The 25,528-nt window shown below is 71.3% G+C and carries 17 protein-coding genes, 3 tRNA genes and 1 pseudogene; 10 read left to right on the top strand and 11 right to left on the bottom strand.

The annotated features are described in order from the left end of the window. Positions 1-134: 134 nt before the first annotated feature. From ACFY8U_RS20265 to ACFY8U_RS20250, 4 genes are all read right to left on the bottom strand, one after another. On the bottom strand, positions 135-3,803 hold the full coding sequence (locus ACFY8U_RS20265) for a S8 family serine peptidase (protein WP_389571931.1): 3,669 nt from the start codon (positions 3,801-3,803) through the stop codon (positions 135-137). Between the two features lie 124 nt (positions 3,804-3,927). Further along, positions 3,928-5,217, bottom strand: a complete 1,290-nt coding sequence (locus ACFY8U_RS20260; protein ID WP_389572113.1) for an MFS transporter — start codon at positions 5,215-5,217, stop codon at positions 3,928-3,930. Further along, entirely contained in the window at positions 5,181-5,627 is a 447-nt protein-coding gene (locus tag ACFY8U_RS20255; RefSeq protein ID WP_389571928.1) for a GNAT family N-acetyltransferase, read from the bottom strand. The genes ACFY8U_RS20260 and ACFY8U_RS20255 overlap by 37 nt, the downstream gene beginning before the upstream one ends. A gap of 135 nt (positions 5,628-5,762) precedes the next feature. Continuing rightward, positions 5,763-9,107, bottom strand: coding sequence for a BTAD domain-containing putative transcriptional regulator (locus tag ACFY8U_RS20250; protein WP_389571925.1), 3,345 nt, complete (start codon positions 9,105-9,107; stop codon positions 5,763-5,765). Between the two features lie 169 nt (positions 9,108-9,276). On the opposite strand from ACFY8U_RS20250, the gene ACFY8U_RS20245 reads away from it, so the two are divergent. From ACFY8U_RS20245 to ACFY8U_RS20235, 3 genes are all read left to right on the top strand, one after another. After that, positions 9,277-10,032, top strand: a complete 756-nt coding sequence (locus ACFY8U_RS20245) for an SDR family oxidoreductase (RefSeq protein WP_389571922.1) — start codon at positions 9,277-9,279, stop codon at positions 10,030-10,032. 38 nt (positions 10,033-10,070) lie between these two features. Further along, the gene (locus ACFY8U_RS20240) at positions 10,071-10,676 is read left to right on the top strand and encodes an NAD(P)H oxidoreductase (RefSeq protein ID WP_389571920.1); all 606 of its coding nucleotides are present in this window, start codon (positions 10,071-10,073) and stop codon (positions 10,674-10,676) included. A 125-nt stretch (positions 10,677-10,801) separates the two neighbouring features. Then, the gene (locus ACFY8U_RS20235; protein WP_389572110.1) at positions 10,802-12,199 is read left to right on the top strand and encodes an MFS transporter; all 1,398 of its coding nucleotides are present in this window, start codon (positions 10,802-10,804) and stop codon (positions 12,197-12,199) included. Positions 12,200-12,244: 45 nt separating this feature from the next. Here ACFY8U_RS20235 and ACFY8U_RS20230 read toward each other — a convergent pair whose 3' ends face one another. Continuing rightward, positions 12,245-12,727, bottom strand: coding sequence for a MarR family transcriptional regulator (locus tag ACFY8U_RS20230; protein ID WP_361593916.1), 483 nt, complete (start codon positions 12,725-12,727; stop codon positions 12,245-12,247). 106 nt (positions 12,728-12,833) lie between these two features. Between ACFY8U_RS20230 and ACFY8U_RS20225 the strand changes: the two genes are divergently transcribed. Beyond that, complete coding sequence (locus tag ACFY8U_RS20225) at positions 12,834-13,250, top strand: organic hydroperoxide resistance protein (protein WP_389571917.1); 417 nt, start codon at positions 12,834-12,836, stop codon at positions 13,248-13,250. Positions 13,251-13,341: 91 nt separating this feature from the next. Here the strand turns inward: ACFY8U_RS20225 and ACFY8U_RS20220 are convergent, their stop codons facing one another. From ACFY8U_RS20220 to ACFY8U_RS20210, 3 genes are all read right to left on the bottom strand, one after another. Next, positions 13,342-13,719 (bottom strand): ATP-binding cassette domain-containing protein, encoded by a 378-nt coding sequence (locus ACFY8U_RS20220; protein WP_389571915.1) that lies wholly within the window; start codon positions 13,717-13,719, stop codon positions 13,342-13,344. Positions 13,720-13,844: 125 nt separating this feature from the next. Next, positions 13,845-14,258, bottom strand: a complete 414-nt coding sequence (locus ACFY8U_RS20215; RefSeq protein ID WP_389571912.1) for a hypothetical protein — start codon at positions 14,256-14,258, stop codon at positions 13,845-13,847. A gap of 1,164 nt (positions 14,259-15,422) precedes the next feature. Beyond that, complete coding sequence (locus tag ACFY8U_RS20210; RefSeq protein ID WP_389571909.1) at positions 15,423-16,745, bottom strand: ice-binding family protein; 1,323 nt, start codon at positions 16,743-16,745, stop codon at positions 15,423-15,425. 673 nt (positions 16,746-17,418) lie between these two features. Between ACFY8U_RS20210 and ACFY8U_RS20205 the strand changes: the two are divergent. Together ACFY8U_RS20205 and ACFY8U_RS20200 are read left to right on the top strand one after the other, a co-directional pair. After that, positions 17,419-17,883: pseudogene (locus tag ACFY8U_RS20205) on the top strand (IS5 family transposase); the annotation flags it as partial. Between the two features lie 90 nt (positions 17,884-17,973). Continuing rightward, positions 17,974-18,984 (top strand): hypothetical protein, encoded by a 1,011-nt coding sequence (locus tag ACFY8U_RS20200; RefSeq protein WP_389571906.1) that lies wholly within the window; start codon positions 17,974-17,976, stop codon positions 18,982-18,984. Between the two features lie 300 nt (positions 18,985-19,284). Here the strand turns inward: ACFY8U_RS20200 and ACFY8U_RS20195 are convergent. The 3 genes from ACFY8U_RS20195 to ACFY8U_RS20185 form a co-directional block, all read right to left on the bottom strand. Further along, positions 19,285-19,361 (bottom strand) — tRNA-Ile (locus tag ACFY8U_RS20195). Positions 19,362-19,537: 176 nt separating this feature from the next. Next, positions 19,538-19,610: transfer RNA gene (locus ACFY8U_RS20190), tRNA-Asn, on the bottom strand. 5 nt (positions 19,611-19,615) lie between these two features. Further along, a tRNA-Asn gene (locus ACFY8U_RS20185) sits at positions 19,616-19,688 on the bottom strand. A 168-nt stretch (positions 19,689-19,856) separates the two neighbouring features. Between ACFY8U_RS20185 and ACFY8U_RS20180 the strand changes: the two genes are divergently transcribed. From ACFY8U_RS20180 to ACFY8U_RS20165, 4 genes are all read left to right on the top strand, one after another. After that, entirely contained in the window at positions 19,857-20,159 is a 303-nt protein-coding gene (locus ACFY8U_RS20180) for a YtxH domain-containing protein (protein WP_361434906.1), read from the top strand. A 158-nt stretch (positions 20,160-20,317) separates the two neighbouring features. Then, positions 20,318-21,757: an FGGY family carbohydrate kinase gene (locus ACFY8U_RS20175; RefSeq protein ID WP_361593926.1), complete on the top strand. Its 1,440-nt coding sequence runs from the start codon at positions 20,318-20,320 to the stop codon at positions 21,755-21,757. Between the two features lie 90 nt (positions 21,758-21,847). After that, positions 21,848-23,581 carry an ABC transporter ATP-binding protein gene (locus ACFY8U_RS20170; RefSeq protein WP_389571903.1) on the top strand — a complete coding sequence of 578 codons (1,734 nt, stop codon included), beginning with the start codon at positions 21,848-21,850 and terminating at the stop codon, positions 23,579-23,581. Then, positions 23,581-25,509 carry an ABC transporter ATP-binding protein gene (locus ACFY8U_RS20165; protein ID WP_389571900.1) on the top strand — a complete coding sequence of 643 codons (1,929 nt, stop codon included), beginning with the start codon at positions 23,581-23,583 and terminating at the stop codon, positions 25,507-25,509. The genes ACFY8U_RS20170 and ACFY8U_RS20165 overlap by 1 nt, the downstream gene beginning before the upstream one ends. The last annotated feature ends 19 nt before the right edge of the window (positions 25,510-25,528 follow it).

The raw sequence follows: 25,528 nt of genomic DNA, 5'->3' as shown, positions 1-25,528 counted from the left end.
GGCGCCCCCGGGCGGGGGTGCGGGGGGGTTGGGGGGGGGGGTGGGGCCCGGGGGGGGGTGGCGGGCGGACTTATCGGGCCCGGGGGGGGCGGTCGGCCCCCCCCGGGACTCCCCCGTCTCCAGGACTCCTGGGGCTACTTCACCCCGACCGCCCGGATGATCTCCTGCTTGACCGAGCCGCCTCGGTCGTCGGACGCGCCCGCCCGGAAGGAGATGTACTGCGCGTCGTCCGGCACCCGCAGCTCAGCCGTCCAGGCCGCTCCGCGCGAGGAAGGACGCAGGGTGACCTTCTGCCAGGTCGTGCCGTCGTCGTACGAGACGTCCAGCGTGCCGCCACCGAGCCTGCCGGTGCCGGTCGCGCCCCGCACGTACTCGGCGAAGATCCCGACGGGCACCCGGCTTCCGCCGCGCACATCGCCCTTGATGTCGGTGTCGACGTCGAAGCCGAGGTTGATCAGCGGCAGGTACACGGTGGTGTCGGCCGCGGGCTCCTTGGAGCGGAAGGTCCACTCGGAGTGGCCCTTGGTCGAGAGCCGCCAGCGAGCCGGGTCCATCGTGGTGTCGGTGACGACCTTGTAGGTCGCCTCCTCCGCCGGGGCGTCCCAGGCGTAGGCGCCCGAGCTCATCTTCCGGTCGACCCGCGTTCCGTTGACGTACACCTCGGTGAACTGGGTCTGCGAGTCGTCGCTCCACACGTTGCCGAAGCCGGTGTGGTCGGGGCCGGAGTCGCCCCAGCCGGGGGTGTTGAACCGCAGCTGGTTGCCGGACCGCTCCTGGCCCCAGCCGAGACCGGTGCCGAGCCAGGGGTGCCAGACGGGCTCGAACCAGTCGAGGCTCTGGCTGCTGCCGCCCCGGTAGGTGTTGATGCCGCCGCGCTGCTCCAGGGAGTCGGCGAGGTCGACCGACTCGTGCCAGCCCTGGCCGGTGCCGGTGGAGACGTACTCGGTGCGCTCGGTCGGGAAGGCGATGTACTCCTTGAAGCCGAAGCCGACCGGGAAGGTGTCGGTGATCGAGTAGCGGAACTCGCCGCCCAGCTCCTTCTTGCCCGTGGGCATGTGGAACACGGAGCGGATGGTGGCCAGTTCGTCGCGGTCGGGCCGGAAGACGAGGTCCTTGCCGATCGCTCCGGGGTGTCCCTCGGAGAGGTCGTAGGTGTACGGGGTGAAGCGGGTGCCGGTCAGGTCGATCCGCTTGCCGCGCTCGGCGGCCTCCGAAAGCCGTGCGGCGTCGGCGGAGTTGACGGTGGAGACGGCGAGCGGCCGGTGCTGGTACTCGGCGGTGCCGAACCAGGACATCAGCCGGCCGGGCTGGTCGTCCGTGACGAACAGAGCCTTGGCGCCCGCGTCCTGGGCGTTCTGGGCGATCTCGGTGTTCGGGATCGCGCCGGCCCGGACGAGGACCGCCTTGCCCGTGACGTTCTTGCCCGCGTACTCGGCGGCCGTGCCGGTGCCCGCGTCGACGACACCGAGCTTGTGCCGGCCTTCGAGCACCGTGGTACCGGCCTGTGCGGTGGCGTCGGACAGCCGGTCGCCGTCGACGCTCGCCTCGACGACCGGCTTGCCCAGGCGCCACACGGTCCGGTACTCGAAGGTGCCGTTGGCGGGCTTGCGGGTGGGCGCGGCGAAGATGGAGTCGTACTTCGGCGGCACCTGCACCGCGCCGCCGAAGGAGGCGCCGTGGGCGTTCCGGTCGAACTCCATCAGCAGCTGACGGGTCTCCGTCCGCTTCTCGACCTCGGCCCGGATCTCACGGAGCTGACGCCCGTCGAGGGTGATCTCGCGGTCGCGGTCGAGGACGATCTCCGGGTCGGTGAGGAAGCCGAGGCCGAGGGAATCCTTGCCCTTGGAGCCGCGGACGTCGAGGAAGGTGTCGACGGTGTACGTGTCGGGCTTCAGCCGGAGCTCGATGGTGCCCGAGTCGCCGACGGCCACCGGGAACGGGTCGTGCCGCCCCTCGGCGAGCTGCTTGACGACGACGGTGGCGGGGCTGGGGGCGCCGTCACGGTCCTTGACGTGGATCGTGAGGTTGTAGCGCTCCTCCTCCTTCACCAGGCCGAGCGCGGTGTGCGCGACGGGTGTACCGGCGGCCGAGGCGACGATCCGGCCGGAGGCGTTGCCGACCGGGGCCTTCGTGCCGTCGCCGGTGACCGTGGTCTGCGCGGTGCCGTGGGCGGGGACGGTGAGGGTGGTGTCGGCGAGGGTCGCGACGCCCGCGGGCATCCCCTCGACGGCGAGGTCCAGCTCCACGGCGGAGTCGGAGTGGTTGGTGTACGTGACGGTCTTCGTGACCGGCTTGTTCTCCTCGTACGGCCAGGCGAAGAAGCCCAGGTCGGCGGAGCCGGTGGCGCTGACGTCCGCGGCGATCGCGGCGGCCACGTCGACCCGGCCGGCGCCGAGCGCGTAGGCGGAGTCGGTGAGCGGCTTCGACGAGGACATCAGGGCGTTCTTGAGCTGCGCGCCGGTCCAGTCGGGGTGCTTCTCGGCGAGCAGCGCGGCGACACCGGCGACGTGCGGGGTCGCCATCGACGTACCGCTCATCGTCGTGTAGAGCCCGGTGCCGGAGGCGAGCTGGGAGCGGGCGGCGAGGATGTCCACGCCGGGCGCCGAGAGGTCGGGCTTGAGGGCCTGGTCGCCGAAGCGCGGTCCCTGGCTGGTGAAGTAGGCGGCCTGGTCGGCGGAGTCGACGGCGCCGATGGTGAGCGCGGAGTCGGCGGCGCCGGGCGAGCCGATGGTGCCGGGGGCGCCGCTGTTTCCGGCGGCGATGACGAAGAGGGCGCCCGTCTCGGCGCTCAGGCTGTTCACGGCCTGGGCCATCGGGTCGGTGCCGTCGCTGCCCTCGCGTGAACCGAGGCTCATCGAGACGATCTTCGCGTCGATGTCCTTGGCGGCCCACTCCATGCCTGCGATGATCTGCGACTCGGTGCCGGAGCCCTCGTCGCTGAGGACCTTGCCGACGGCGAGGGTCGCGCCCGGCGCGACGCCCTTCTCCTCGCCCTCCGAACCGGCGCCGCTGCCACCGACGGTGGAGGCGACGTGGGTGCCGTGGCCGTCGCGGTCGGCGACCTCCTGGCCCTCGATGAAGGACTTGGACTCGGCGACACGGCCGGCCAGGTCGGGGTGGCCGAGGTCGGCCCCGGTGTCGAGGACGGCGACCTTCACGCCCTTGCCGGTGAGCCCGGCCTCCCACGCCTTCGGGGTGCCTATCTGGGCGTTGGACTCGGCCATGGCGGCCTCGACCCTGCCGTCCAGCCAGACCTTGCCGCCCGCGGAGCGGGAGGTGGGCGAGGTGAACGACCGCCAGAACGCGGCCGGGTCGGTCGCCTCCACCGCGGCGCCGCCGATGCTCGGCAGGGCGCGTACGGTCTCGGTGCCGCGCGGCGCGGCGGCGCGCGCGCCCCGGCCGTGGGTGACGATCAGCGGCAGTTCGTCGGTGACGCCCTGCTCGATGAGGCCGCTGACGTCGAAGAGCCGTCGGTCGAGGACACCCGAGTCCAGGTAGGGGCGGGCCTCGTCGGGGACGACGGTGACCCGGCCGTCGGCGATCTCGCTGCGTACGGCTCCGGTGGCGCCCTCGGCCCGGTCGACGGTGACGGTCTTCCTGCCGCCGCCCAGGTCGGTGACGGTGACCCGGTCTCCCGTGATGAGCGTGACGGTGGCGCTCGCGTCGGCCGCGCCTTTGAAGGTGTCGGGTACGGCGGGAGTGGCGGCTCCCCCGGCAGCGGCGGTCTGCCCTGCCGTGAGCAGCACCAGCGAGATGCCGGCGGCGAGCAGCCCGGCCCTTCCTCCTGCGGAAGGTCTGATCATCGACGCACTCCTCGGCACCCGGGGGAAGGGGTGGTTCCGGGCGCCGCGAGGAGTCTGTTCCGGTCGAAGGCCGTTGAATACCGTACGGCCTGGCGGCTATGTGCCGTGGCGGCCAACCGCCAGCTCAGGCCGTGGGACGACGTGCGTCGTAACGGCGGAATTCCCGCCCGTACAGGGCGAGTACACCGATCGCGAGCACACAGGCGATTCCGCCTCCGGTGACGGCGACGGCCGGCGAGGTCAGATCGGCGACCGAACCGGCGAGGAAGTCGCCGAGCCGGGGCCCGCCCGCGACGACCACGATGAAGACGCCCTGGAGCCGGCCCCGCATCTCGTCCGGCGCCGCGACCTGCATCATCGTGTTGCGGAAGATCATGGAGACGGTGTCGGAGTAGCCGGCGAGGGCGAGCAGGAGGAGCCCGAGCCAGAGGTTGCGGGTGAGGCCGAAGACGGCGATCGCGGTGCCCCAGCAGGCGACGGCGAGCAGGATGGCCTGTCCGTGGTGGTGGATGCGCCCCTGCCAGCCGCTGAGGACCCCGCCGAGGAGTGCCCCGGCGGCCGGGGCGGCGGCGAGGAGGCCGGTGGTGGTGGCGTCGCCGTCGTACCAGAGCACGGCGACGACGGGGAACAGGGCGCGGGGATGGGCGAGGATCATCGCGCAGAAGTCCGAGAAGAACGTCATGCGCAGGTTGGGCCGGGTGGCGAGGAAGCGCAGCCCGCCGAGGACCGACGCCCTCTTGGCACCGGTCCGTTCGGGGAGCATGGCGGGCAGGCGCCACATCGCGTAGAGGGCGGCGGAGAAGGCGACGGCATCGATGAGGTACGCGGTCTGGAAGCCTCCGACGCCGACGAGTAGACCGCCGAGGCTCGGGCCGACGAGCGTGCCGAACGTCATCGTCATCGAGTTGAGCGCGTTGGCGGCGCGCAGCTGCTCGGCCGGCAGCAGGCGCGGGATCATCGACGTCCGGGCGGGCGAGTTGAGCGCGGCGCAGACGGACTGCAGTGCCACGATCGCGTACAGGAACCAGACCTGGTGGAAGCCGGCGAACGCGGCCGTGGCGAGGGCGACGGAGAGCACGGCGGAGCCGGTGGCGCTGGCGAGCCCGAGCTTGCGGCGGTCGACGGTGTCGGCGATGGCGCCGCCGTAGAGGCCGAAGACGATCAGCGGGACCAGGGAGAACAGCCCGACGAGCCCGACGGAGAACGGCGAGCGGGTGATCTCGTAGACCTGGAGCGAGACCGCGAGTGCGGTCATGCCCTGGCCGACCCAGGAGACGGTGTTGCCGAACCAGAGGCGGCGGTAGTGCGCGGAGGTACGGAGCGGGGTGAGGTCGGCGAAGACGCGGCGGTCGGGACGCTCGGTCTTTTCGGTGGCGCTCACGCGACGTCGTACCGGAGCTCGGGCCTGGCCCAGTGGATGTGGCCGGTGGGCTCGACGGTCCCGGTGCGGCGGGCTCCCGTCCGCAGATAGAACTCCTCGGCGGGCGGATGCGCGACGACCCGTACGGAGGTGAGCCCGGCGGCACGGGCCTGCGCGGTCATGTGCTCCATCAGGAGCCGCCCTATGCCGCGCCCCTGCGCCTCGTCGGCGACGAAGGCGAGGTCGAGCTCGGCCTCGTCGAGGAGGAGGGCGTAGAACCCGAGGACACGGTCGTGCTCGTCGACGACGGCGAAGACGGGGTGGTGCTCGATGTAGCTCCCTCCGACGACATAGCCGTCGACCATCGAGGCGTAGTCCCCGCGATAGGCGGCGGACTTCCGCACGAGCCGGCTGAGCCGACGGGAGTCGTCGGCGGTGGCGCGCCGAAGCGTGAGGGAGGACATGGCGTCGAGTATAGGGACGCGGGAAGGGTGGGCTCCTTACAATTTCCCGCCGCCCCGCCCGGCCGCCCCGCCGCCCCGCCCCGTTGCGAGCCGTCGTCCCGCAGGGCGGTGGGCACGGCCCGCAAGCTCGGCGCCCTAGGAGACCTCGGCACCTGACGAGACCGCTGCCCCCAGGACCCGCACCTCCCGCACGGCCGCCTCCGCCGACAACCCGGCCCCCCGGGCCAGCGCCGCCCCGAAGGTGGCCTCGCCCAGCAGGGCAAGGGCCGAAGACGTCACCCGCTCCACGTCCCCCCGCTCCGCCGGAGGCAACGGCGCACCCGTCGAGGCCCGCAGGGCCGACGCCGCGCCCAGCAGCACCGCCGCACCTTCACCACGCCCGGCCAGGGCATGCGCGGCGGCCAACCCCTCCAGCGCCAGCGCCACCGCCCGCGGATCCTCCGTCGTCAGCGCCGTGGCGTACCCCTCCTCCTGCAGTGCCAGCGCCCCCTGCGCGTCGCCGCGCAGCTCGGCCACGAAGCCCAGCTCGGCGAGGATCAGCGCGTTGGCTCCGTCGAGCCCGACCAGCCGGTGCCAGTCGAGGACCTCCCGGAGGTGCCCCTCGGCCTCCTCCAGGAGGCCCTCGCGGCGGGCGCCGAGGCCGAGGCCGAGGACCGCGTTGATCTCGCCCGCCCGGAAGCCGACCTCGACGGCCTTCTCCCTGCCCGCGTGGTGGTACGCACGGGCCTGCGCCAGATCCCCCCTGAGCAGCGCGGTCCGGCCGAGGCCCGACAGCAGGTCGGGCACGTCGGTGGTCAGTCCGAAGCTCTGGGCCGCGTCCAGGGCGGCGCGCTTGAGCCGGGCTGCCCGCTCGTACTCGCCGCGGATCTCCGCGACCGTGGCCAACGGGTAGACGGACCAGAGCCGTCCGCACGCGTCGCCGAGCCGCGCGAACAGCTCGGCGCCCGAGGTGGCGTCGGCCTCCGCGCCGGCCAGGTCCCCTCGGAGGAGCCGCTGGACGGACCGGTCCGCGAACGCCGCGGCCTCGCCCCACCGGTCGCCGGCTTGCCGGAACCCTTCGAGTGCCTGCCCGGTGAGCTCCTCGCCCTCGCTCTGCCCTCCGGTGCCGCACAGCGCGTGGGCCAGGAACCACCGCGGCCAGGGGGCGGGCGCCTCACCGGGCGTCGCCGCGTCGTACGCCGCGAGCGCCCCCTCGATCCGCTGCCGCCGGTCGGTCCCGTCGCCGCTCATGACCGCCAGGCCGGTCCGCCAGACCTCGACCCTGGCGCGCAGCCGGGCGTCACCGCCGTCCGTCCCGAGGGCCGCGTCCACCGAGCGGATCGCCTCGCCGAGCCGCCCGCCCCGGATCCAGTACCAGCCGAGCGCGTCCACGAGCTCCAGCGCTTCCGGCGCCGCGCCCTGCCGCACCGCCTGGTCCAGAGCCGCGCGCAGGTTCGCGCTCTCGGCGTGCAGGCGCGCCAGCCACGCGCGCTGCCCGGTCCCGCGCAGCTCGGGTTCGGCGGTACGGGCGAGGCGCGTGTAGTACACGAGGTGCCGATGTCGTACGGCCTCGGTCTCGCCGGCCTGCGCCATCCGCTCCAGGCTGTACGCCGCCACGGATTCGAGCAGCCGGTAGCGCGGCCCGTCCTTGCCGTCGACAGCGACGACGAGCGAGCGGTCCACCAGCCGTACGAGCAGGTCGAGTACGTCCCCGAGCGCGATGTCCTCGCCCCCGCAGACTTCTTCCGCCGCCTCCAGCGTGCAGCCCTCCGCGTGCACGGCGAGCCGGCGCAGGACCGTGCGTTCGGGCTCGGTCAGGAGCTCCCAGCTCCAGTCGATGACCGCCCGCAGCGTCTGCTGCCGGGCGGGAGCGCCGCGCTGCCCGGCACTGAGCAGCCGGAACCGGTCGTCGAGCCGTTCGAGCAGCTGGTGGACGCCGAGCGCGCGCACGCGGGTGGCGGCCAGTTCGAGGGCGAGCGGGATGCCGTCGAGGCGGCGGCAGACGGCCTCCACTGCCGCCCGGCCCGCCTCGTCGAGGACGAGTCCGGGTGCGGTCGCCGTCGCCCGGGCGGCGAACAGCTCGGCCGCGCTGTCGGGGGTCAGCGGCGGAACGGCCCAGAGGGTCTCTCCGGCGAGCGACAGGGGCTCCTGGCTCGTCGTCAGCACGACGACTCCGGGGGCGGTGCGCAGCAGTAGTTCGGTCAGCCCGGCGGCCTCGTCGATCACGTGCTCGCAGTTGTCGAGGACGAGCAGCAGCCGCTTGCCGCGCAGGACCTCGGCGATCCGCCGGGCACCATCTCTCGGGCCGTCCGGGAGGATGCCCCAGACGCCGTCGTCGCGCAGTTCCAGGGTGGCGGCCACGACCTCGGCCAGATCGCCACGCGCTCCGGCGAGTTCGACGATCCAGACGCCGTCGGGGAAGTCCTCCCGGGCTCGCCGGGCCGCCTCCACCGCGAGCCGGGTCTTGCCGACCCCGCCGGGCCCGGTGAGCGTGACGAGCCGTCGCGTGGTGAGCAGGGCGCACACCTCCGCGACGGCGGCCTCCCGTCCGACGAGCCCGGAGAGCGGTACGGGAACGTTTCCCCGGACCTCGCCGACCGTGGGCGCGGGAGCGGGCGCCAAGGGTGCGGCAGCCGAGATCTCCGCCTCCGGGCCGTGCCCCCCGGGCGCGGAGGGAGCCCCGGTGCCGGACGGCGCCTCCGCCACGGAACCCGCGGCCCCGGGCGCCGCCGCCACTGCCACCGCCACCGCGTCCAGGGCGGGGTCCTGGCGGAGGATGGCCCGTTGCAGCGCGACCAGTTCGGGGCTCGGGTCGAGGCCCAGGTCGTCGGCGAGGCGGGTACGCAGGTCCTCGTACGCCGCCAGCGCCTCGCTCTGGCGGCCCGAGCGGTACAGGGCGCGCAGCTGCACGGCGCGCAGCCGCTCGCGCAGCGGATGCCGTTCGACGAGCGCGGCCAGCTCCCCTGCCAGCAGCGCGTGTTCGCCTGCGGCCAGGCGGGCCTCGGCCGCCTCCTCCCGTACGACGAGCCGCTCCTCCTCCAACCGGTTCACGGCGGCGCGGGCGAAGGGTTCGTCCGCGACGTCGGCGAACGCGGGCCCGCGCCACAGCTCCAGGGCCTCGGCGAAGAGCGCGGCCCGCGGGGCCGGGTCGGGTACGGCCCGGGCCCGGGCGGCAAGCGCCGTGAACCGGTCGGCGTCCAAAGCGCCATCCGGGAGCGCCAGTTGGTAGCCGGGGGCGCGGGAGAGGACGAGGTCCCGGCCGCCGGTCTCGGCCTCCTCCAGGACGCGGCGGAGCTGGGAGACCTTGGCCTGGAGGGCGCGCACCGGGTTGCCGGGCGGCTCCTCGCCCCACAGGTCGTCGACGAGCCGGTGGGTGGCCACGGGCCGGCCCGGGTCGACGAGCAGGGAGGCGAGCAGGACGCGCACCTTGAGCTCCGGAACCCGGACGAGCCGCCCGTCCTCGGTCCGTACGGCCGTCTCCCCCAGCACCCCGAATCGCATGGGGCAACCGTAACTCCCCGTCCGAGCAGGGCCGTAACACCGTCCGAACCGGACCCGAACACGGCCCGGGCCGAACCCGAACAGGCGCCCCGCAGAGTCGTCCCCGTCAAGAGAACGACGCACCGGCGGACGGCAGCACCGGCCGAACGCCCCACCCGAGGAGAAGCCCATGTCCACCACCTCGCTCACCGGCAGGACCGCCCTCGTCACCGGCGGCAGCCGTGGGATCGGCCGCGCGATCGCCCTCCGTCTGGCCGCCGACGGCGCCCGGGTCGGCGTCCACTACGCGAGCAACGAGGCGGCCGCGGAGGAGACGGTCGCCGCGATCGAGAACGCCGGCGGCTCGGCCTTCGCGCTCCGTACCGAACTGGGCGTCCCCGGCGACGCCGAGGCCCTCTGGACGGCCTTCGACGCACACGCCGACGGTGTCGACATCCTGGTCAACAACGCCGGGATCGCCGGCCCCGGCACGATCGACGAGGTCGAGGAGGCCGACTACGACCGGGTGTTCGCGGTCAATGCCAAGGCGCCCTTCTTCATCGTCAAGCACGGTCTCGGACGGCTCCGCGACGGCGGCCGGATCATCAACATCTCCTCCGGTGTCACCAAGGTCGCCTTCCCCGGCATGACCTCGTACGCCGCCTCCAAGGGCGCGGTCGAGGTGCTGACCCTGACCCTCGCCCAGACCCTGGGCTCCCGGGGCATCACCGTCAACGCGGTCTCCCCCGGAACGATCGAGACCGACATCCACCCGTGGATGGCCGACCCGGCCGCCAAGGCGCACGCCGCCGGGTTCTCCGTCTTCGACCGGGTGGGGCAGCCGGGAGACGTGGCCGACGTCGTCGGCTTCCTCGCCTCCGACGACGCCCGCTGGGTGAGGGGCCAGAACATCGACGCGAGCGGCGGCTCCGGCCTCGGTCTCTGATTCGCCTCGCCCCCCGAAGGAACCGGAAGGAAACCGTCATGACCCGCCACACCCTCCTCGTCCACGCCCACCCCCGCTCCGACTCGCTCACCGCCCAGGTCGCCGGCCTCGTGCACGGCCGTCTGACCGGTGCGGGCGGGACCGTCGACGTACTCGACCTGTACGCCGAGGGGTTCGACCCGGTCCTGCGTCCGGCCGACGAACCGGACTGGGAGGACCGGGAGAAGACCTACACCCCCGAGGTCCACGCCCATATGGACCGCATTCTGGCCGCCGAGGACATCGTGATCGTCTTCCCGGTCTGGTGGATGGCGCCGCCTGCCGTCCTGAAGGGATGGATCGACCGGGTGTGGAACTACGGCTTCGCCTACGGCCGCAGCCAGCCGCGGCTGGCGGAGAAGCGTCTGGTGTGGCTGGCCCTGCTGGGCAACCCGCTGGAGGAGATCGAGAAGCTGGGCCTGGACACCGTCCTGGACACCCAACTGCGCGTCGCCGTCTCCGAGTACTGCGGGATCCGGGACGTGTCGGTGCGGAGCGTGTACGGCACTGAGCTCTCCGGCGTACCGAAGGATCTGCGCCCGGAGCGGGTGCGGGAGCTGCTCGCCGAGGCGGGCACGGCAGTGGACGGAGCGCTGTCGCGATGACCACCACCCGCACCCCCGGGGCCTCCGCGGCCTCCGCGGCCCCCGAGTCCCCCGCACCGGCGCCGGCGGGGGCCGGCGCCCGCCAGTGGCTCGGCCTCGCCGTCCTCCTTCTCCCCGTCACCCTGATGACGGCCGACCTCGGCGTGCTGTGGCTCGCCACCCCCTACCTGGCGGCCGATCTGCGGCCGAGCGGCGCCCAGTTGCTGTGGATCACCGACATCTACGGCTTCCTCACCGCCTCCACCCTGGTCATCATGGGCACGCTCGGCGACCGGCTCGGCCGGCGGCGGCTGCTGATGGCGGGCTCGGCGGGCTTCCTGCTGGCCTCGCTCCTGGCGGCGTACGCGCCGAACGCCGGGACGCTCATCGCGGCGCGCGCCCTGCTCGGCGTGGCGGGCGCCGCCGTACTGCCCTCCACGCTGGCCCTGATCAGCCATATGTTCACCGACGCCCGGCAGCGGGCCACGGCGATCGCGATGTGGGTGACGGCCCTCTCGGTCGGTCTCGCGATCGGACCGATCGTCGGCGGGGTGCTGCTGGCGTCCTGGTGGTGGGGCTCGGTGTTCCTGATCGGGCTGCCGGTCATGCTGATCGCCCTGGTCACAGCCCCTGTGCTGCTGCCTGAGTACCGCGATCCGCGCCCCGGCCGGCTGGACCTCGCGAGCGTCGCGCTCTTCCTGCTCGCGGTCCTGCCGCTGGTGTACGGAGTGAAGTCGCTGGCCGCCCACGGCCCGACGGCCCAGACGGGCGCGGCGTTCGCCGCCGGACTCGCCTTCACGTTCCTCTTCGTACGGCGGCAGAACCGGCTGGCGACCCCGCTGCTCGACCTCCGGCTCTTCCGGAACAGGTCCTTCACGGGCGCGCTGCTCACCCTGCTGCTCGGGATGACCGCGCTCAACGGGGTGGAGTATCTGGTCCCCCAGTACCTCCAGGCGGTCGCCGGTCTGTCGCCGCTCGAGGCCGGGCTGTGGCTGCTGCCGGGCGCGGCCGGTCTGATCGCCGGTTCACAGCTGACCCCGCTGCTCGCCCGCCGCTTCCGTCCGGCGTACGTGCTGGTGGGCGGGTTGCTGGTCTCGCTGACCGGGTACGCGGCGCTGGCCCTGGCGTCCGGGGTGGCCGTGGCCTCGGTGGGCCTCACGGTGATCATGTTCGGGGCGGCCCCGATCAGCGTCCTCGGCACGGCCCTCGCGGTCGGCGCGGCCCCGCCGGAGAAGGCGGGCGCGGCGGCGGCGACCGGTCAGACGGCGTACGACCTGGGGCTGGCGCTCGGGATCGCGGTGACCGGCAGTGTGGCGGTCGCGGTCTACCGGAGCGGCATCCCGGGCGACGCCCCGGCGGCGGCGCGCGAGTCGCTGGGCGGTGCGGCCGCGGTGGCCGGCGAGGGGCTGCTCGCGACGGCCCGGGAGGCGTTCACGACGGCCGTGCAGTCGGCCTCGGCGCTGAGCGCCGGGTTCGCGCTGCTGACGGCGGTGCTGGTGGTCGCTCTCCTGCGGAAGGTGCCCAGGATCACTTCGGAGGAGTGAGGGGCGCGCGTCGGGGCCTGTCCTGCCGCAACGGCGGACGGGCCCCTATTCGCACGGGCCGAGGTCGTCCGGGTCGACGCTGTCGAGCCGGGCGGCCAGCTCGTTGAGCCGGGCCCGCATACCGCGGATCTCCTCCAGCTCCATGCCGGTCGCGGCGGCGATCCGCTTCGGCACGGCGAGGGCCTTCTCCCGCAGGGCGGTGCCGGCCTCGGTGGGGCGGGCGGTCACGGACCGCTCGTCCTCCGCGGAGCGGCGCCGCTCGACGTATCCGGCCGCCTCCAGCCGCTTGAGCAGCGGCGACAGCGTCCCGGAGTCCAGGCGCAGGTGCTCGCCGATCCGCTTGACCGGCAGCTCGCCGTGCTCCCAGAGCACCAGCATGACCAGGTACTGGGGGTAGGTGAGCCCGAGGTCCTTGAGCGCGGCGCGGTAGACGCCGTTGAAGGCGCGGGTCGCGGCGTGCAGCGAGAAGCAGATCTGGTGGTCGAGCCGGAGGAAGTCTTCGTCCCGGTTCGTGTCGAGCGTCTCCATGGCTCCAGGGTACGGGACACCTCATCGCGAGCCATTCAGTTGTGCACAACTGAATTGCGCGCTACTGTCTGATGCAGACCCCGACCGCGTACGGAAACGAGGACCCATGAACGCGATCTACACCGCCGTCGCCACCGCCAACGGCCGCGAGGGCCGCGCCGTCAGCTCCGACGGCCACATCGACCTCCCCCTCGCCCACCCGCAGGCCCTCGGCGGCAACGGCCAGGGCACCAACCCGGAGCAGCTCTTCGCCGCCGGTTACGCGGCCTGCTTCGCCAGCGCGATGGGTGTCGTGGCGCGTCAGGAGAAGATCGACGTCAAGGACGCCTCGATCACCGCCGAGGTCTCGATCGGCAAGGACGAGAAGGACGGCGGCTTCGGCCTCGCGGTCGTCATGCGCGCCGAGTTCCCCGACCACCTCCAGGGCGAGCCGGGCCGCGAGCTGCTCGAGAAGACCCACGCGTTCTGCCCGTACTCCAAGGCCACGCGCGGCAACATCCAGGTCGAGCTCGTCATCGAGTAGTCCTGTCGTCCTGTCGCACCGGACGCCGACGAGGGCCCGTACGTGTCAGGGGACACGTACGGGCCCTCGTCATGTGCGCGGGGCGCGCCCGTCAGCCGAAGCGGCCCTCCACGTAGTCCGCCGTGCGCTGGTCACAGGGGCTGCCGAACATGGCCTCCGTGGGACCGCGCTCGACGATCATGCCGGGCGCGGCCTGCTCGGCGAGGAAGAAGGCGCACTGCAGGATGCGCGGCCGGACCGCCGGCGAGCGGGCGATGCACAGGCGCTGCTGCCGGCCACCGGAGAGAGCACCGCCGGGCCGGCGCAGCCGATCGCGAACCTCCTTCCAGAGCCCCGCCTTCGTCAGGCACTCCTCCACCAGCGCGTCCCGCTCGCTCGCGGCGACGCGCGTCCCGGTGGGTTTCAGACCGGCCGTGACGTTGTCGTACACCGTCATCGCGGGGAACGGGTTCGACTTCTGGAAGACCATGCCGATACGGTGCCGGGCCTCGGTGAGCCGGCGCCCGCGCGCATAGATGTCGTCGCCGTCCAGGGGACCTCGCCGGCGAGTTCGGCTCCCGGGATCAGCTCGTGCATCCGCTCGCGGCAACGGGGTCAACTCGCCGGGCTGGTCAGGACGCAGTTCGGATAATCGTTGTCCGGATCGCCGACGGCGACCCAGAGCTTCAGGACCTCGCCTTGCCTCAAGGCGGCGTAGGCGTCGGGCTTTCGCCCGCGCACTTCGGGGTGATCGTCGTCGAAGGCCACACCGACGAAGCTGTACTCCTCGTTGGAGCCATGCTTCCAGGTGCCTGTCCCGGACCAGGCCAGACTGTCGTACCAGCCGACGGCGACGCAGACCTTGTCGGCAACGAACGTCCCGTCCTGCTTCAGCGTGAGGGTGCCGCCGTCGGCATCGGTCCACGTGGTCGTAAGTTCGGCCGGTTTCAGAACGACCGGTTCACCCTCGGGCGGCGGCATGACGGTGAACCTGCCGCAGGCCGTCAGGGCGAGGGCCGCGGCAAGCAAGACCAGCGCGGTACGACAGCAACGCAACACACTCCACCCCTAACGGGTTCCGCGAGCCGCGTGCGCGACCGGTGCGCTCACGAGCGCACGCCGTACCCTGGCACAGTGTTTGAACGCGTTCAAGTCTTGGTCGTTCCGGTGGCCGCTCTTCACGAGGCGCGAGGCGGTACGACAGCGAAGTACCGCAACCACAGCGGCCGATCGCGGTCGGGCCGCAAACAGCCCATGGATCACCTTCTTCGCGAACCGTTTCCTGGCCCGGTCGCACGCGACGGTCCATGACATCACCACTTGACGCGACGGGCACCGCGACGGGCTACTGACCAACCGCGCGAAAGGGGGCCGCACGGGATGAGCTCGACGAGCAGCTGCCAGAGCTCGCCTTCATGACGATCCGCGAAGTCGCGCGAGCAGTACGGAGCGAAGATCTCGGCCTCGCCGGCTTTACGGAAGCGGAGGAAATGATCCGCGCCGAGCATGCGGCCCGGATGGCCGAGTACCGTGGCAGCCCGCTTCAGGTGTGCGCGGTAACCGGTCGCGAGTGCCGTCCCGTCACACGTCGCACCCCATGCCGCTGACGACCGTGGGCACCAGCCGTCACGCCCCCTCGGCGCCGCCCTTCTCCAGATTCGCCAGCACCTGCTCGGCCACTTTGCGTGCCTGAGCGTTGAGGTCCGGTTCCGACACTGGCCGGCAGCGATGTCCACCGTGAGCGACGCCCGCCATCCCTTGTCAGTCCTTTCCTGTCCTTGTGTCCAAACGCCGTCCGAACCCTGTCCCATCCGGGGGGCTACTCGGCGGGCCGCCCGAGCGTCGCGCCAGCTCAGCAAACGGCTTTGGACTCGCGCGCGACGGATTCACATTCCAACACGCAGAGGCTCCGCCCCCGTGCCGGGGGCGGAGCCTCATGGCCGTTTCGTCGGCCCTACGTCTGCCCTCAGGTTATCGGGCTCGACCTCCTGCACCAACAGGAGCTGCACGTTCTCCGACCGAGGTCGCTTGGGGCCCGCGGTGCAGAGGATGAACCCTCCGCCGGGGGTGATGGCGATCTCTGAAATTGGCCAGGAGTGCTCGTCGCCCCACTCGGTCGGGATTCCATGAGGAGGATCTGGAAGCGCCACGCACGCTGGGGTGCAATGTGCCGCCACCCGCGAACGCGGGGACTTAATACCAGCGCGGCCGCGGAGGCAGCCATGCTGCCGGTCCCGGATGGCGGGGAAGCGCGTGGCCCAGAGCATCTTCAAGGCTGCCCGGCAGGAAGTAGGCACCCCACGGGGGCTTGCCCTGGTCGTGGTCGTCGTGACCGTGACCCTGCTCGCCCTCGTCGTGACCGTGACCCTGCTCGCCCTCGTCGCCCTCGTGGTGGCCGTGGTCGTGATCAGGCTTTGCGGGCCCGGCGGGTCCAGCAGGCCCCGTGGGTCCGACAGGTCCTGCGGGTCCGGCAGGGCCGGTGGGTCCGGGTGCACCGTCGGGGCCGGGTGCACCGGTCGGGCCAGGTGCTCCGGTGCTGCCGTCAGGTCCGGGTGCACCGGTCGGGCCGGGCGCTCCGGTGCTGCCGTCAGGTCCGGGTGCACCGGTCGGGCCGGGCGCTCCGGTGCTGCCGTCAGGTCCGGGTGCACCGGTCGGGCCGGGGCTGCCAGTGGGTCCGGGTGCGCCCGTCGGGCCAGGCGATCCCGTCGGGCCGGGAGGTCCAGTCGGTCCGGGAGGCCCAGGCGGGCCGACGGCGCAGGTCGGCCTCGTAATGGTGTTGTTGTCCATCGTGACCGCGGCCTCACGCGCCAGGGCGCGGCCTTCGATCACGGCGCTGTTGTTCAGCGTGATGGACTGCATGGCCAGGATGGTGCCCTTGAACTGGGTGGTCGTGCCGAGGGTGGCGGAGCTGCCCACCTGCCAGAACACGTTGCAGGCATTTGCTCCGTTGATGAATTCCACGGAACTCGACGAAGCCGTGATCAGGGTCGAGGGGGTCCGGAAGATGAAGACGGAGTTGGGGTCGTTCTGGCCGTCGAGGGTGAGCGTCCCGGTGAGTTTCAGGGACGCCGGGTCCGCCGGGGCCGTGTAGACGCCGGGCGCCAGCGTCCGTCCGCCGAGCTCGTCCGAATCGAGAATGGTCCCGGGGCCCCGGCCTGCCGCGTCGTCGTAGGCGACGACGAGGTCGGACTTCGCCTGACCGGCGGCGGCGTTGGGGAATACGCGTCGCACTCCGTTGATGATGCCGGGCGGGAAGCCGGTCACGTCTGTGCCCGGATAGAGCCCCAGGTCGCCGTTGATGACGGTGGGGTTCGTGTTGGTGACCGTCGAACCGGCCAGGACCCCGTAACTGGCGGTGGTCCCCAGCAACACGGGGGATTCTGCGGCATAGGCGGGGGTCGGGACCAGGGCGGCCGCCAGGAGCGATGCGGGGAGCAGGGCGAAGGCTCCCCGTTTGAGCAGATTGCGTTGCAGGCTAGAGACGTGTGGAGCCCACCGGATGACATCCAATGCCATGGCAGAACCTTTCTTGTCGCTGGTCTGGGCCGCCGGCCTGCTGCCTGTGTCGACTCGCAGGCTCACCCCGGGCAGGGGACGCAGATCTGCCCCTGCCGGAGGTAGTGATGGGGCGTCACGTGCGAGCATTCCCGCATGTTTCACAGCAATAGACTGAAAATCAGATAAATCGTCTGCATGGGTGACGTGGTGTGAGGAAGTGAATCCGTCGTACGTCTGCGCGTATTTGTTGCGCCGTCCAAACGGTGTCACGAGCCCATCTGGCCCACTGGTGGTGTGAGCGCCGACCGTGGGAGAGGTGATCCGCATCGCGTGTCGCCCCTCCGTGGGGGTCACGTCCCTTGTCGTGGTGTAGCCGATCACGGCCCGCCGCCTCTGGTCCCCGACGGCTACCCGATGCCTCCGTGGCGTCCCGCACGAACCAACGGCAGCGCGCCGGCGCCTCCTCCAGGAGCGACTCATCGCACGCCGCCGCGCTCCTGCAGACCCGGGCCCGTCACCTGCTCCACCGAGGCATCAGTCCGGGGTCCGCGTCACCCCACGAAATCGCCGGTGACGGTGCCGCTCTTTGAGGAGGCCTCGCAGGCCCGGGGGATTCAAGACATCCGTCACCGGCGTGAAGCGGCTCGAGCCCTTGCACGAACGACTTTGAACCGCCTACAGCTCGGATTAGGGGGCTCACACCGGACCTTCGCCGGTCGACCGGGCACGGCCGGGCAGCAAGCACCATCTGATCGTCGACCGGCACGGCACACCGCTCGCCGTCTCGCTGACCGGCGGAAACCGGCACGACGTCACCCAGCTCATTCCACTCCTGAACGCGATCCCGACCATCCGCGGGCTGGTCGGCCGGCTCCGTAGCCGCCCCCGACGCGTGTTCGCCGACCGCGGCTACGACTTCGACAAGTACCGCCGCATCCTCCGGGCCCGCGGCATCACACCCAAGATCGCCCGTCGAGGTGTTCCGCACGGCTCAGGACTGGGCAAGACCCGCTGGTTCGTCGAGCGGACGTTCGCCTGGCTCCACCAGTTCAAACGTCTCCGCATCCGCTACGAGATACGCGCCGACCTCCACCTCGGTCTCCTCCAACTCGCATGCAGCATCATCTGCTTGAGACGACTTCGAACCTCATTCTGAAACGATCAGTCAGGCGTGTCGGGAGCCGGAAAGCGTCGGCGAGAGGAACTCCCCCTACTGGGTATCAGCGTTGGGCAGGATGGGAACTCGATGCTGGACGCGAGGAGGAGACTCGCGCTGAGTAGCCAGAAGAGACGGGCTCAGCGCGGGAATGTGCTTGCGATCTGCAAGGAGTGGCTGACGGGCTCGCCCAGCCCTGCTGACGTGCGCAAATGGTTGGACCGGGCGAAGACCGGCGGCGAGCCCCGGTCGACCGGGAACTCTCTCCTTCTGGAGGAGCTCAGGGACCACCTGGCGGCCACTGACACGGACCCAGCGTGGCGCGAGCTCGCCGCGCACGAAGTGTTCGGTCTGCGTGTGTACACGTATACCGGCAACATGGAGATCATGACCGCGCTGGCGGCGGTCTCGGGGGCGACGGTGACGGCCGCGATCCTGCCGTTCTTGCAGGCGATCGCCGCGCAGGCGGGCCAGCGGTCGTTCGAAGTCGCACGCGCGACCACACGCCGCATGATCGGCCGCGGTGCGGATCTCGCCCCCGATATTCATCGCGGTCGCACGAAGGTCTTCGTGGAAGGGAGCGCGCCCAGTCCCGTGATGCTCTGGACCCCGGAGCAGACTGGCGAGTTTCTGGACTTCATCGCCGACGACAGGCTGGCCGCTATGTGGCACGGGTTCATCCTCCGCGGTCCCCGCCGCGGCGAGATGTGCGCGCTGCCCTGGAGTGAAGTCAGCCTGAGCGGATCGTGGTTCCGTATCTCCGCGCAGACCGTCGAGGTTGCCTACCGGACCTACAACGAGGCGGCGAAGCAGGACAGCGTGCGCACCGTCACGCTCGACGCCCAGACCAAGGCGCTGTGGATCGCCTGGCGCGAGACCCAGCAGCAGGAACGCGAGCAGTGGTCCGGAGAGAAGGCGTGGGTCGACAGCGGACGGGGCTGGACGCACGAGAACGGCGAGGCGCTTCACCCCGACTGGATCAGCCGGCGGTTCAATCGGCTCGTCGAGCTGTCCGGCCTGCCTCCCGTCTGCACGACACCCGACATCTGTCCGCGACACTGGCGCTCCTCGGGAAGGCGCGGGGCGGTGGGAAACGACTGACCGTCCTGCGGGTCGAGAACCTGAGCAATGCCAACCCCGACGATCAACGGCACAACGTCACGATGCTCCGGTTCGTACCCTCACGGAGCACGACGCCGGATGTTGTGGGGTGGCTCACAAAGCGGCCGGACGGGGGCGGCCCCGCGGCATCCGGGTGACTCGCGCGTGTCGGACCACTCACGTCCAAACACTCTGTCCAAACATTGGAGGAACGCGGAAGCGAAGGCCGTGCGCGAGCACCGTGAGAGTCGCCCGACCAGGGAAAGTGCCTGGTCAGAACGATTCTGCTTCACCATGAGCTGGTGGGGCGGGTGGGACTCGAACCCACGGCCGACGGATTATGAGTCCGCTGCTCTAACCGGCTGAGCTACCGCCCCTTTACGTGTGGCGCGTACATGTGTGCGCGCCGTCTGCCGCAGCATAGCCGCTCATACGATCTCCTGCTCCGGATGGTCGGGCTCTGCCGCGCGCTGCTCGACCATGAGGACCGCGCAGCGTGGCGCATGGTTCCCGGACATAAGAAAAAGGACCCCGAAGGGTCCTCTTTCGCTTGCTCCCCCGGCTGGACTCGAACCAGCAACCCTCCGGTTAACAGCCGAATGCTCTGCCAATTGAGCTACAGGGGACCGCGCTCCCCCGACTGGACTCGAACCAGTAACCTGCCGGTTAACAGCCGGCTGCTCTGCCAATTGAGCTACAGGGGATTGCTGCGTTGCACCGAACGGATCCACCTCGGGCGTTCCCGGGCGGCGCTCGCTCGCTGCGACACATACATTAGCGCAAGCAGGGGGGTGCTCCGCCAATCGGTATGCCGTGGGCGCTCGTGGGCACCAGTGAAGCATCAGGGAAGCTCAAGGGAAGGTGGTGCCGCCGTGCGGTACAAGCTGACGTTCGTCGTAGGGCTGGCCGTCGGTTACGTCCTCGGCACACGCTCCGGGCGCGAACGCTACGAACAGATGAAGAAGTCGGCGCGGGGGATCTCGCAGAACCCGGCGGTGCGCAACGCCGCCGAGTCCGCGGCGCAGACCGGGCGGCAGGTCGCCGGCAAGGCGTTCCACGTCGTGAGTGACAAGGTCGGCGACAAGCTGCCGGTCTCGGTCACCGACCGGATCCACGCGCTGCGCCATCACAACGGCCAGGTGACCGAGGACGACTGGGGTGTGAGCAACACCTGACCGGAGCCCGGCGCCCGCCCGGGCGCCGGGCACGGTGGTGATCGGTGGCCGGATCCGGCGCCCTGCCGTCCGGTGGGGCGCGGGCATGGGGCCCGAAAGCGCGTCCCCTACCCCGTCGGCGCTCCCCGTACTCCCCCGCGTGCGGCAGAATCTCCTCCATGGGGATAGTCGCCGGCTTGGACAGCTCTGCCGAGTTCACACGCATCGTCGTCTGCGACGCGGACACGGGTGCCGTACTGCGTCAGGGGTACGCCCCGCACCCGGGTGAGCCCAAGGCCACCGATGTCGACCCGCAGGCCTGGCTGCTCTCGCTCGGCGAGGCAGCCGGCGGCGGGCTGCTCGAAGGGGTGCAGGCCATCGGCGTCTCCGCCCAGCAGCACGGCCTCGTACCGCTCGACCCGCAGGGCGCCCTCGTGCGGCCCGCGATGGTCGGCAACGACAAGCGGGCGCAGGTGGCGGCCGCGGATCTGGTCGAGGCGTTCGGCGGGCGGCAGGCCTGGGCCGAGGCCGTCGGCTCCGTGCCGCAGGCCGGGCAGCCCGTCGCCAAGCTCCGCTGGCTGGCCCGCTCCGAGCCGGAGAACGCCCAGCGCGTCGCGATGCTCCTCCAGCCGCACGACTGGCTGGTCTGGCAGCTCCTCGGCCGGCCCGTGCGCCGCACCACCGACCGCGGCGCCGCCTCGGCCACCGGCTACTGGTCGGCCGGCACCGGGGCCTACCGCCCCGACCTGGTCGAGCTGGCCCTCGGCCACCAGGCCGTGCTCCCCGAGGTCCTCGGCCCGGCCGACGCCGCCGGGACCACCCCCGAAGGACTGCTGATCTCCGCCGGTACGGGCGAGACGATGGCCGCCGCGTTCGGGCTCGGCCTCGGCACCGGCGACGCGGTCGTCTCCCTCGGCGCCTCGGGCTCCGTGATGGCCGTGCACCACGAGGCGCTCGCCGACCCCCAGGGTCTGATCACCTCCTTCGCCGACGCGACCGGGATGCACCTGCCCGTCGTGCACACCTCCAACGCGGTACGGGCGCTCCGCGGCACCGCCGAGATGCTCGGTGTGGAGAACCTGGAGGAGCTGTCCGCGCTGGCGCTCAAGTCGACGCCCGGCGCCTCCGGCCTCGTCCTGCTGCCGTATCTGGAGGGCGAGCGCACCCCCCAGCTGCCGCACACCGCCGGCACGCTCAGCGGGCTGCGCCGCGAGTCGATGAAGCCCGAGCACCTCGCGCGGGCCGCGTTCGAGGGCATGCTCTGCTCGCTCACCGACGCCATGGACGTCCTGCGCGGACGCGGTGTCGAGGTGCGCCGGGTGTTCCTGCTGGGCGCCGCGGCCGGGCTGCCCGCCGTCCAGGCCGTCGCCCCCGCGATCTTCGGCGCGCAGGTCGTCGTCCCGCAGCCCGCGGACTACGCGGCGCGCGGCGCCGCCCGGCAGGCCGCGTGGGCGCTCGGTGTGGCGCGCGGGACGCTCTCGCCGGCCGCTCCCCCGGCCTGGCAGGGCGCCGCGGCGCAGGTATTCGAGCCGGGTGAGGAGCTGGCGGTGGGTCAGGCGGTACGGCAGCAGTACGTGGCCACGCGGGAGCAGACGCACCCGGGCGCGTTCGGCTCCTAGCGGCGGCGGATTCGGCTGGCGGCGGAGTCCGTTCAAGACTCGACAAAACTGGCTCGTAACGTCCTGGGAGCGCGGGCGATAGTAGAACCCGTGCTCCTACGACTTCTCCGAACTCACCTTCGACCGTACAAAAAGCCCATCGGAGTGCTGGTCCTGCTGCAGTTCCTGCAGACCTGCGCGTCCCTCTACCTGCCGAGCCTGAACGCGGACATCATCGACAACGGTGTCGTGAACGGTGACACCGGCTACATCCTGCTGTTCGGCGCCGTGATGATCGCCGTCTCGGTGGTGCAGGTCGTCTGCAACATCGGCGCGGTGTACTACGGCGCGCGCACCGCGTCCGCCCTCGGCCGGGACGTCCGCGCCGCGGTCTTCGAGCGGGTGCAGTCCTTCTCCGCCCGTGAGGTGGGACAGTTCGGCGCGCCGTCGCTGATCACCCGTACCACCAACGACGTGCAGCAGGTCCAGATGCTGGTCCTGATGGCTTTCACGCTGATGGTCTCCGCGCCGATCATGTGCGTCGGCGGCATCGTCATGGCGCTCGGGCAGGACGTGCCGCTGTCGGCAGTGCTGCTCGCGGTCGTGCCGGTCCTCGGTGTCTCGGTCGCGCTGATCGTGAAGCGGATGCGCCCGCTGTTCCGGACCATGCAGGAGCGGCTCGACACCGTGAACCGGGTGCTGCGCGAGCAGATCACCGGCAACCGCGTGATCCGCGCGTTCGTGAAGGACGACTACGAGCGCGAGCGGTTCAAGGTCTCGAACACCGAGCTGACCGACGTGTCGATGGCGACCGGCCGGCTGATGGCGCTGATGTTCCCGACGGTGATGACGGTCGTGAACGTCTCCAGCGTCGCGGTGGTCTGGTTCGGAGCACACCGCATCGACAGCGGCGGGATGGAGATCGGCGCGCTGACCGCGTTCCTTGCCTATCTGATGCAGATCGTGATGGCCGTGATGATGGCCACCTTCATGTTCATGATGGTGCCGCGGGCCGAGGTGTGCGCCGAGCGCATCGAGGAGGTCCTCGCCACGGAGAGCAGCGTCGTGCCGCCGGCCGAGCCGGTGCGCGAGCTGGGGCGGCGCGGTCACCTGGAGGTACGGAGCGCGGAATTCAGGTACCCGGGCGCCGAGGAATCGGTCCTGCGGGACGTGGAGCTGGTGGCCCGGCCGGGCGAGACGACGGCGATCATCGGTTCGACGGGCAGCGGCAAGTCGACACTGCTCGGCCTGGTGCCGCGGCTGTTCGACGTGACCGGCGGCGAGGTGCTCGTCGACGGGGTGGACGTACGGAAGCTGGAGCGCGGGCTGATGGCGCGCACGGTCGGGCTGGTCCCGCAGAAGCCGTATCTCTTCTCCGGCACGGTCGCGACGAATCTGCGGTACGGCAATCCCGAGGCGACCGACGACGAGCTGTGGCACGCGCTGGAGGTCGCGCAGGCGGCCGACTTCGTGAAGAAGCTGGAGCACGGCCTGAACGCCCCGATCGCGCAGGGCGGCACGAACGTCTCCGGCGGGCAGCGGCAGCGGCTCGCGATCGCGCGGACCCTGGTGCAGCGGCCGGAGATCTATCTCTTCGACGACTCGTTCTCCGCGCTGGACTACCGGACCGATGCGCAGCTGCGGGAGGCGTTGAAGGCGGAGACGGCGGAGTCGACCGTCGTGATCGTCGCCCAGCGGGTGTCGACCATCCGGGACGCCGACCGGATCGTGGTCCTCGACGAGGGCCGGGTCGTGGGCACCGGACGCCATCACGAGCTGATGGCGGGCAATGAGACGTACCGGGAGATCGTGCTCTCCCAGCTGACCGAGGCGGAGGCAGCCTGATGGCCGGTCCTGGCGGACGAATGATGGCCGGTGGCGGCCCCGACCAGCGGTCGATGGACTTCAAGGGCTCCGGCAAGCGGCTGATGAAGCAGCTGGCGCCCGAGCGGGGCGCGCTCTGGCTGATGCTGATCGCCTGTGTGCTCAGCGTGGCGGCCTCGGTGGTCGGGCCGAAGATCCTCGGCAAGGCGACCGACCTGGTCTTCGCGGGTGTGGTCGGGCGGCAGATGTCCGAGGGCACGACGAAGGCACAGGCGATCGAGGGTCTGCGGGCCAAGGGCGACGACGGGATGGCCGACATGCTGTCCGGGGTCGACTTCACCCCTGGGCAGGGCATCGACTTCTCGGCCGTCGGCGAGGTGCTGCTGTGGGTCCTGGCGATCTACGTGGCCGCCGGTCTCCTCATGCTGGTGTCGACCCGGATGTCGATCAAGGTGATCAACCGGACGGTCTACCGGATGCGGGAGGACGTCCAGGCGAAGCTGGCACGGCTGCCGCTGTCGTACTTCGACAAGGCCAAGCGCGGTGAGGTGCTGAGCCGGGCGACCAACGACATCGACAACATCTCGCAGACGCTCCAGCAGTCGATGGGCCAGCTGATCAACTCGCTGCTCACCATCGTCGGTGTGCTGGCGATGATGTTCTGGATCTCGCCGCTCCTCGCGCTGGTCGCGCTGGTGACCGTGCCGGTGTCGGTGGTCGTGGCGACGAAGGTCGGCAAGCGGTCACAGCCCCACTTCGTCCAGCAGTGGAAGTCCACGGGCACGCTCAACGCCCATGTGGAGGAGATGTACACCGGCCACGCGCTGGTGAAGGTCTTCGGGCGGCAGGACGAGTCGGCGGCGGACTTCCGCGAGCAGAACGAGGCGCTGTACGAGGCGGGCTTCAAGGCCCAGTTCAACAGCGGTGTCATGCAGCCGGTGATGTTCTTCATCTCGAACATCAACTATGTGCTCGTCGCCGTGGTCGGCGGGCTTCGGGTTGCGAGCGGCACGCTGTCCATCGGTGACGTGCAGGCGTTCATCCAGTACTCCCGCCAGTTCTCGATGCCGCTGACGCAGGTCGCGTCGATGGCGAACCTGGTGCAGTCGGGCGTCGCCTCGGCCGAGCGGATCTTCGAGCTCCTCGACTCCGAGGAGCAGGCCCCGGACACGCCGAAGAGCGAGAGGCCGTCCGAGTCGCTGGGCAAGGTCGCCCTGGAGGAGGTGGCGTTCCGCTACGAGCCGGACAAGCCGCTCATCGAGGACCTGTCGCTGACGGTGGAGCCGGGGCAGACGGTCGCGATCGTCGGCCCGACGGGCGCGGGCAAGACCACGCTGGTGAACCTGCTGATGCGGTTCTACGAGGTGACGGGCGGCCGCATCACCCTCGACGGCGTGGACGTGGCGAGCATGGCACGGGAGGACCTCAGGTCGGGCATCGGCATGGTCCTCCAGGACACCTGGCTGTTCGGCGGGACGATCGCCGACAACATCGCGTACGGAGCGAGCGGCGAGGTCACCCGGGAGCGGATCGAGGAGGCGGCGCGGGCCGCGCACGCCGACCGGTTCATCCGGACCCTGCCCGACGGCTACGACACGGTCATCGACGACGAGGGCGGGAACGTCAGCGCGGGCGAGAAGCAACTGATCACCATCGCGCGGGCGTTCCTGTCCGACCCGGTGATCCTGGTCCTCGACGAGGCGACCAGCTCGGTCGACACCCGCACCGAGGTCCTCATCCAGAAGGCGATGGCCCGGCTGTCCCACGGCCGTACGTCGTTCGTGATCGCCCACCGGCTCTCCACCATCAGGGACGCGGACGTGATCCTCGTGATGGAGAACGGCTCGATCGTCGAACAGGGCACACACGAGGAGCTGTTGGCGGCACGCGGCGCGTACGCGCGGCTGTACGCGGCCCAGTTCGCACAGGCGGTCGCCGAGGTCGACTGATCACCGGGTGCGCCCGGGC

Origin of the sequence: Streptomyces sp. NPDC012508, assembly GCF_042902595.1 — a bacterium.
Taxonomy (GTDB): Bacteria; Actinomycetota; Actinomycetes; order Streptomycetales; family Streptomycetaceae; genus Streptomyces.
Note: the sequence above shows the minus strand (reverse complement) of the source record. Positions and strands in the feature narration are given on the sequence as shown.

Coding starts and splice junctions, on each gene's coding strand:
- ACFY8U_RS20265 (WP_389571931.1), bottom strand. CDS start 3,803: ATGATCAGACCTTCCGCAGGAGGAAGGGCCGGGCTGCTCGCCGCCGGC.
- ACFY8U_RS20255 (WP_389571928.1), bottom strand. CDS start 5,627: ATGTCCTCCCTCACGCTTCGGCGCGCCACCGCCGACGACTCCCGTCGG.
- ACFY8U_RS20250 (WP_389571925.1), bottom strand. CDS start 9,107: ATGCGATTCGGGGTGCTGGGGGAGACGGCCGTACGGACCGAGGACGGG.
- ACFY8U_RS20245 (WP_389571922.1), top strand. CDS start 9,277: ATGTCCACCACCTCGCTCACCGGCAGGACCGCCCTCGTCACCGGCGGC.
- ACFY8U_RS20240 (WP_389571920.1), top strand. CDS start 10,071: ATGACCCGCCACACCCTCCTCGTCCACGCCCACCCCCGCTCCGACTCG.
- ACFY8U_RS20235 (WP_389572110.1), top strand. CDS start 10,802: ATGACGGCCGACCTCGGCGTGCTGTGGCTCGCCACCCCCTACCTGGCG.
- ACFY8U_RS20230 (WP_361593916.1), bottom strand. CDS start 12,727: ATGGAGACGCTCGACACGAACCGGGACGAAGACTTCCTCCGGCTCGAC.
- ACFY8U_RS20225 (WP_389571917.1), top strand. CDS start 12,834: ATGAACGCGATCTACACCGCCGTCGCCACCGCCAACGGCCGCGAGGGC.
- ACFY8U_RS20220 (WP_389571915.1), bottom strand. CDS start 13,719: ATGGTCTTCCAGAAGTCGAACCCGTTCCCCGCGATGACGGTGTACGAC.
- ACFY8U_RS20210 (WP_389571909.1), bottom strand. CDS start 16,745: ATGGCATTGGATGTCATCCGGTGGGCTCCACACGTCTCTAGCCTGCAA.
- ACFY8U_RS20200 (WP_389571906.1), top strand. CDS start 17,974: ATGCTGGACGCGAGGAGGAGACTCGCGCTGAGTAGCCAGAAGAGACGG.
- ACFY8U_RS20175 (WP_361593926.1), top strand. CDS start 20,318: ATGGGGATAGTCGCCGGCTTGGACAGCTCTGCCGAGTTCACACGCATC.
- ACFY8U_RS20165 (WP_389571900.1), top strand. CDS start 23,581: ATGGCCGGTCCTGGCGGACGAATGATGGCCGGTGGCGGCCCCGACCAG.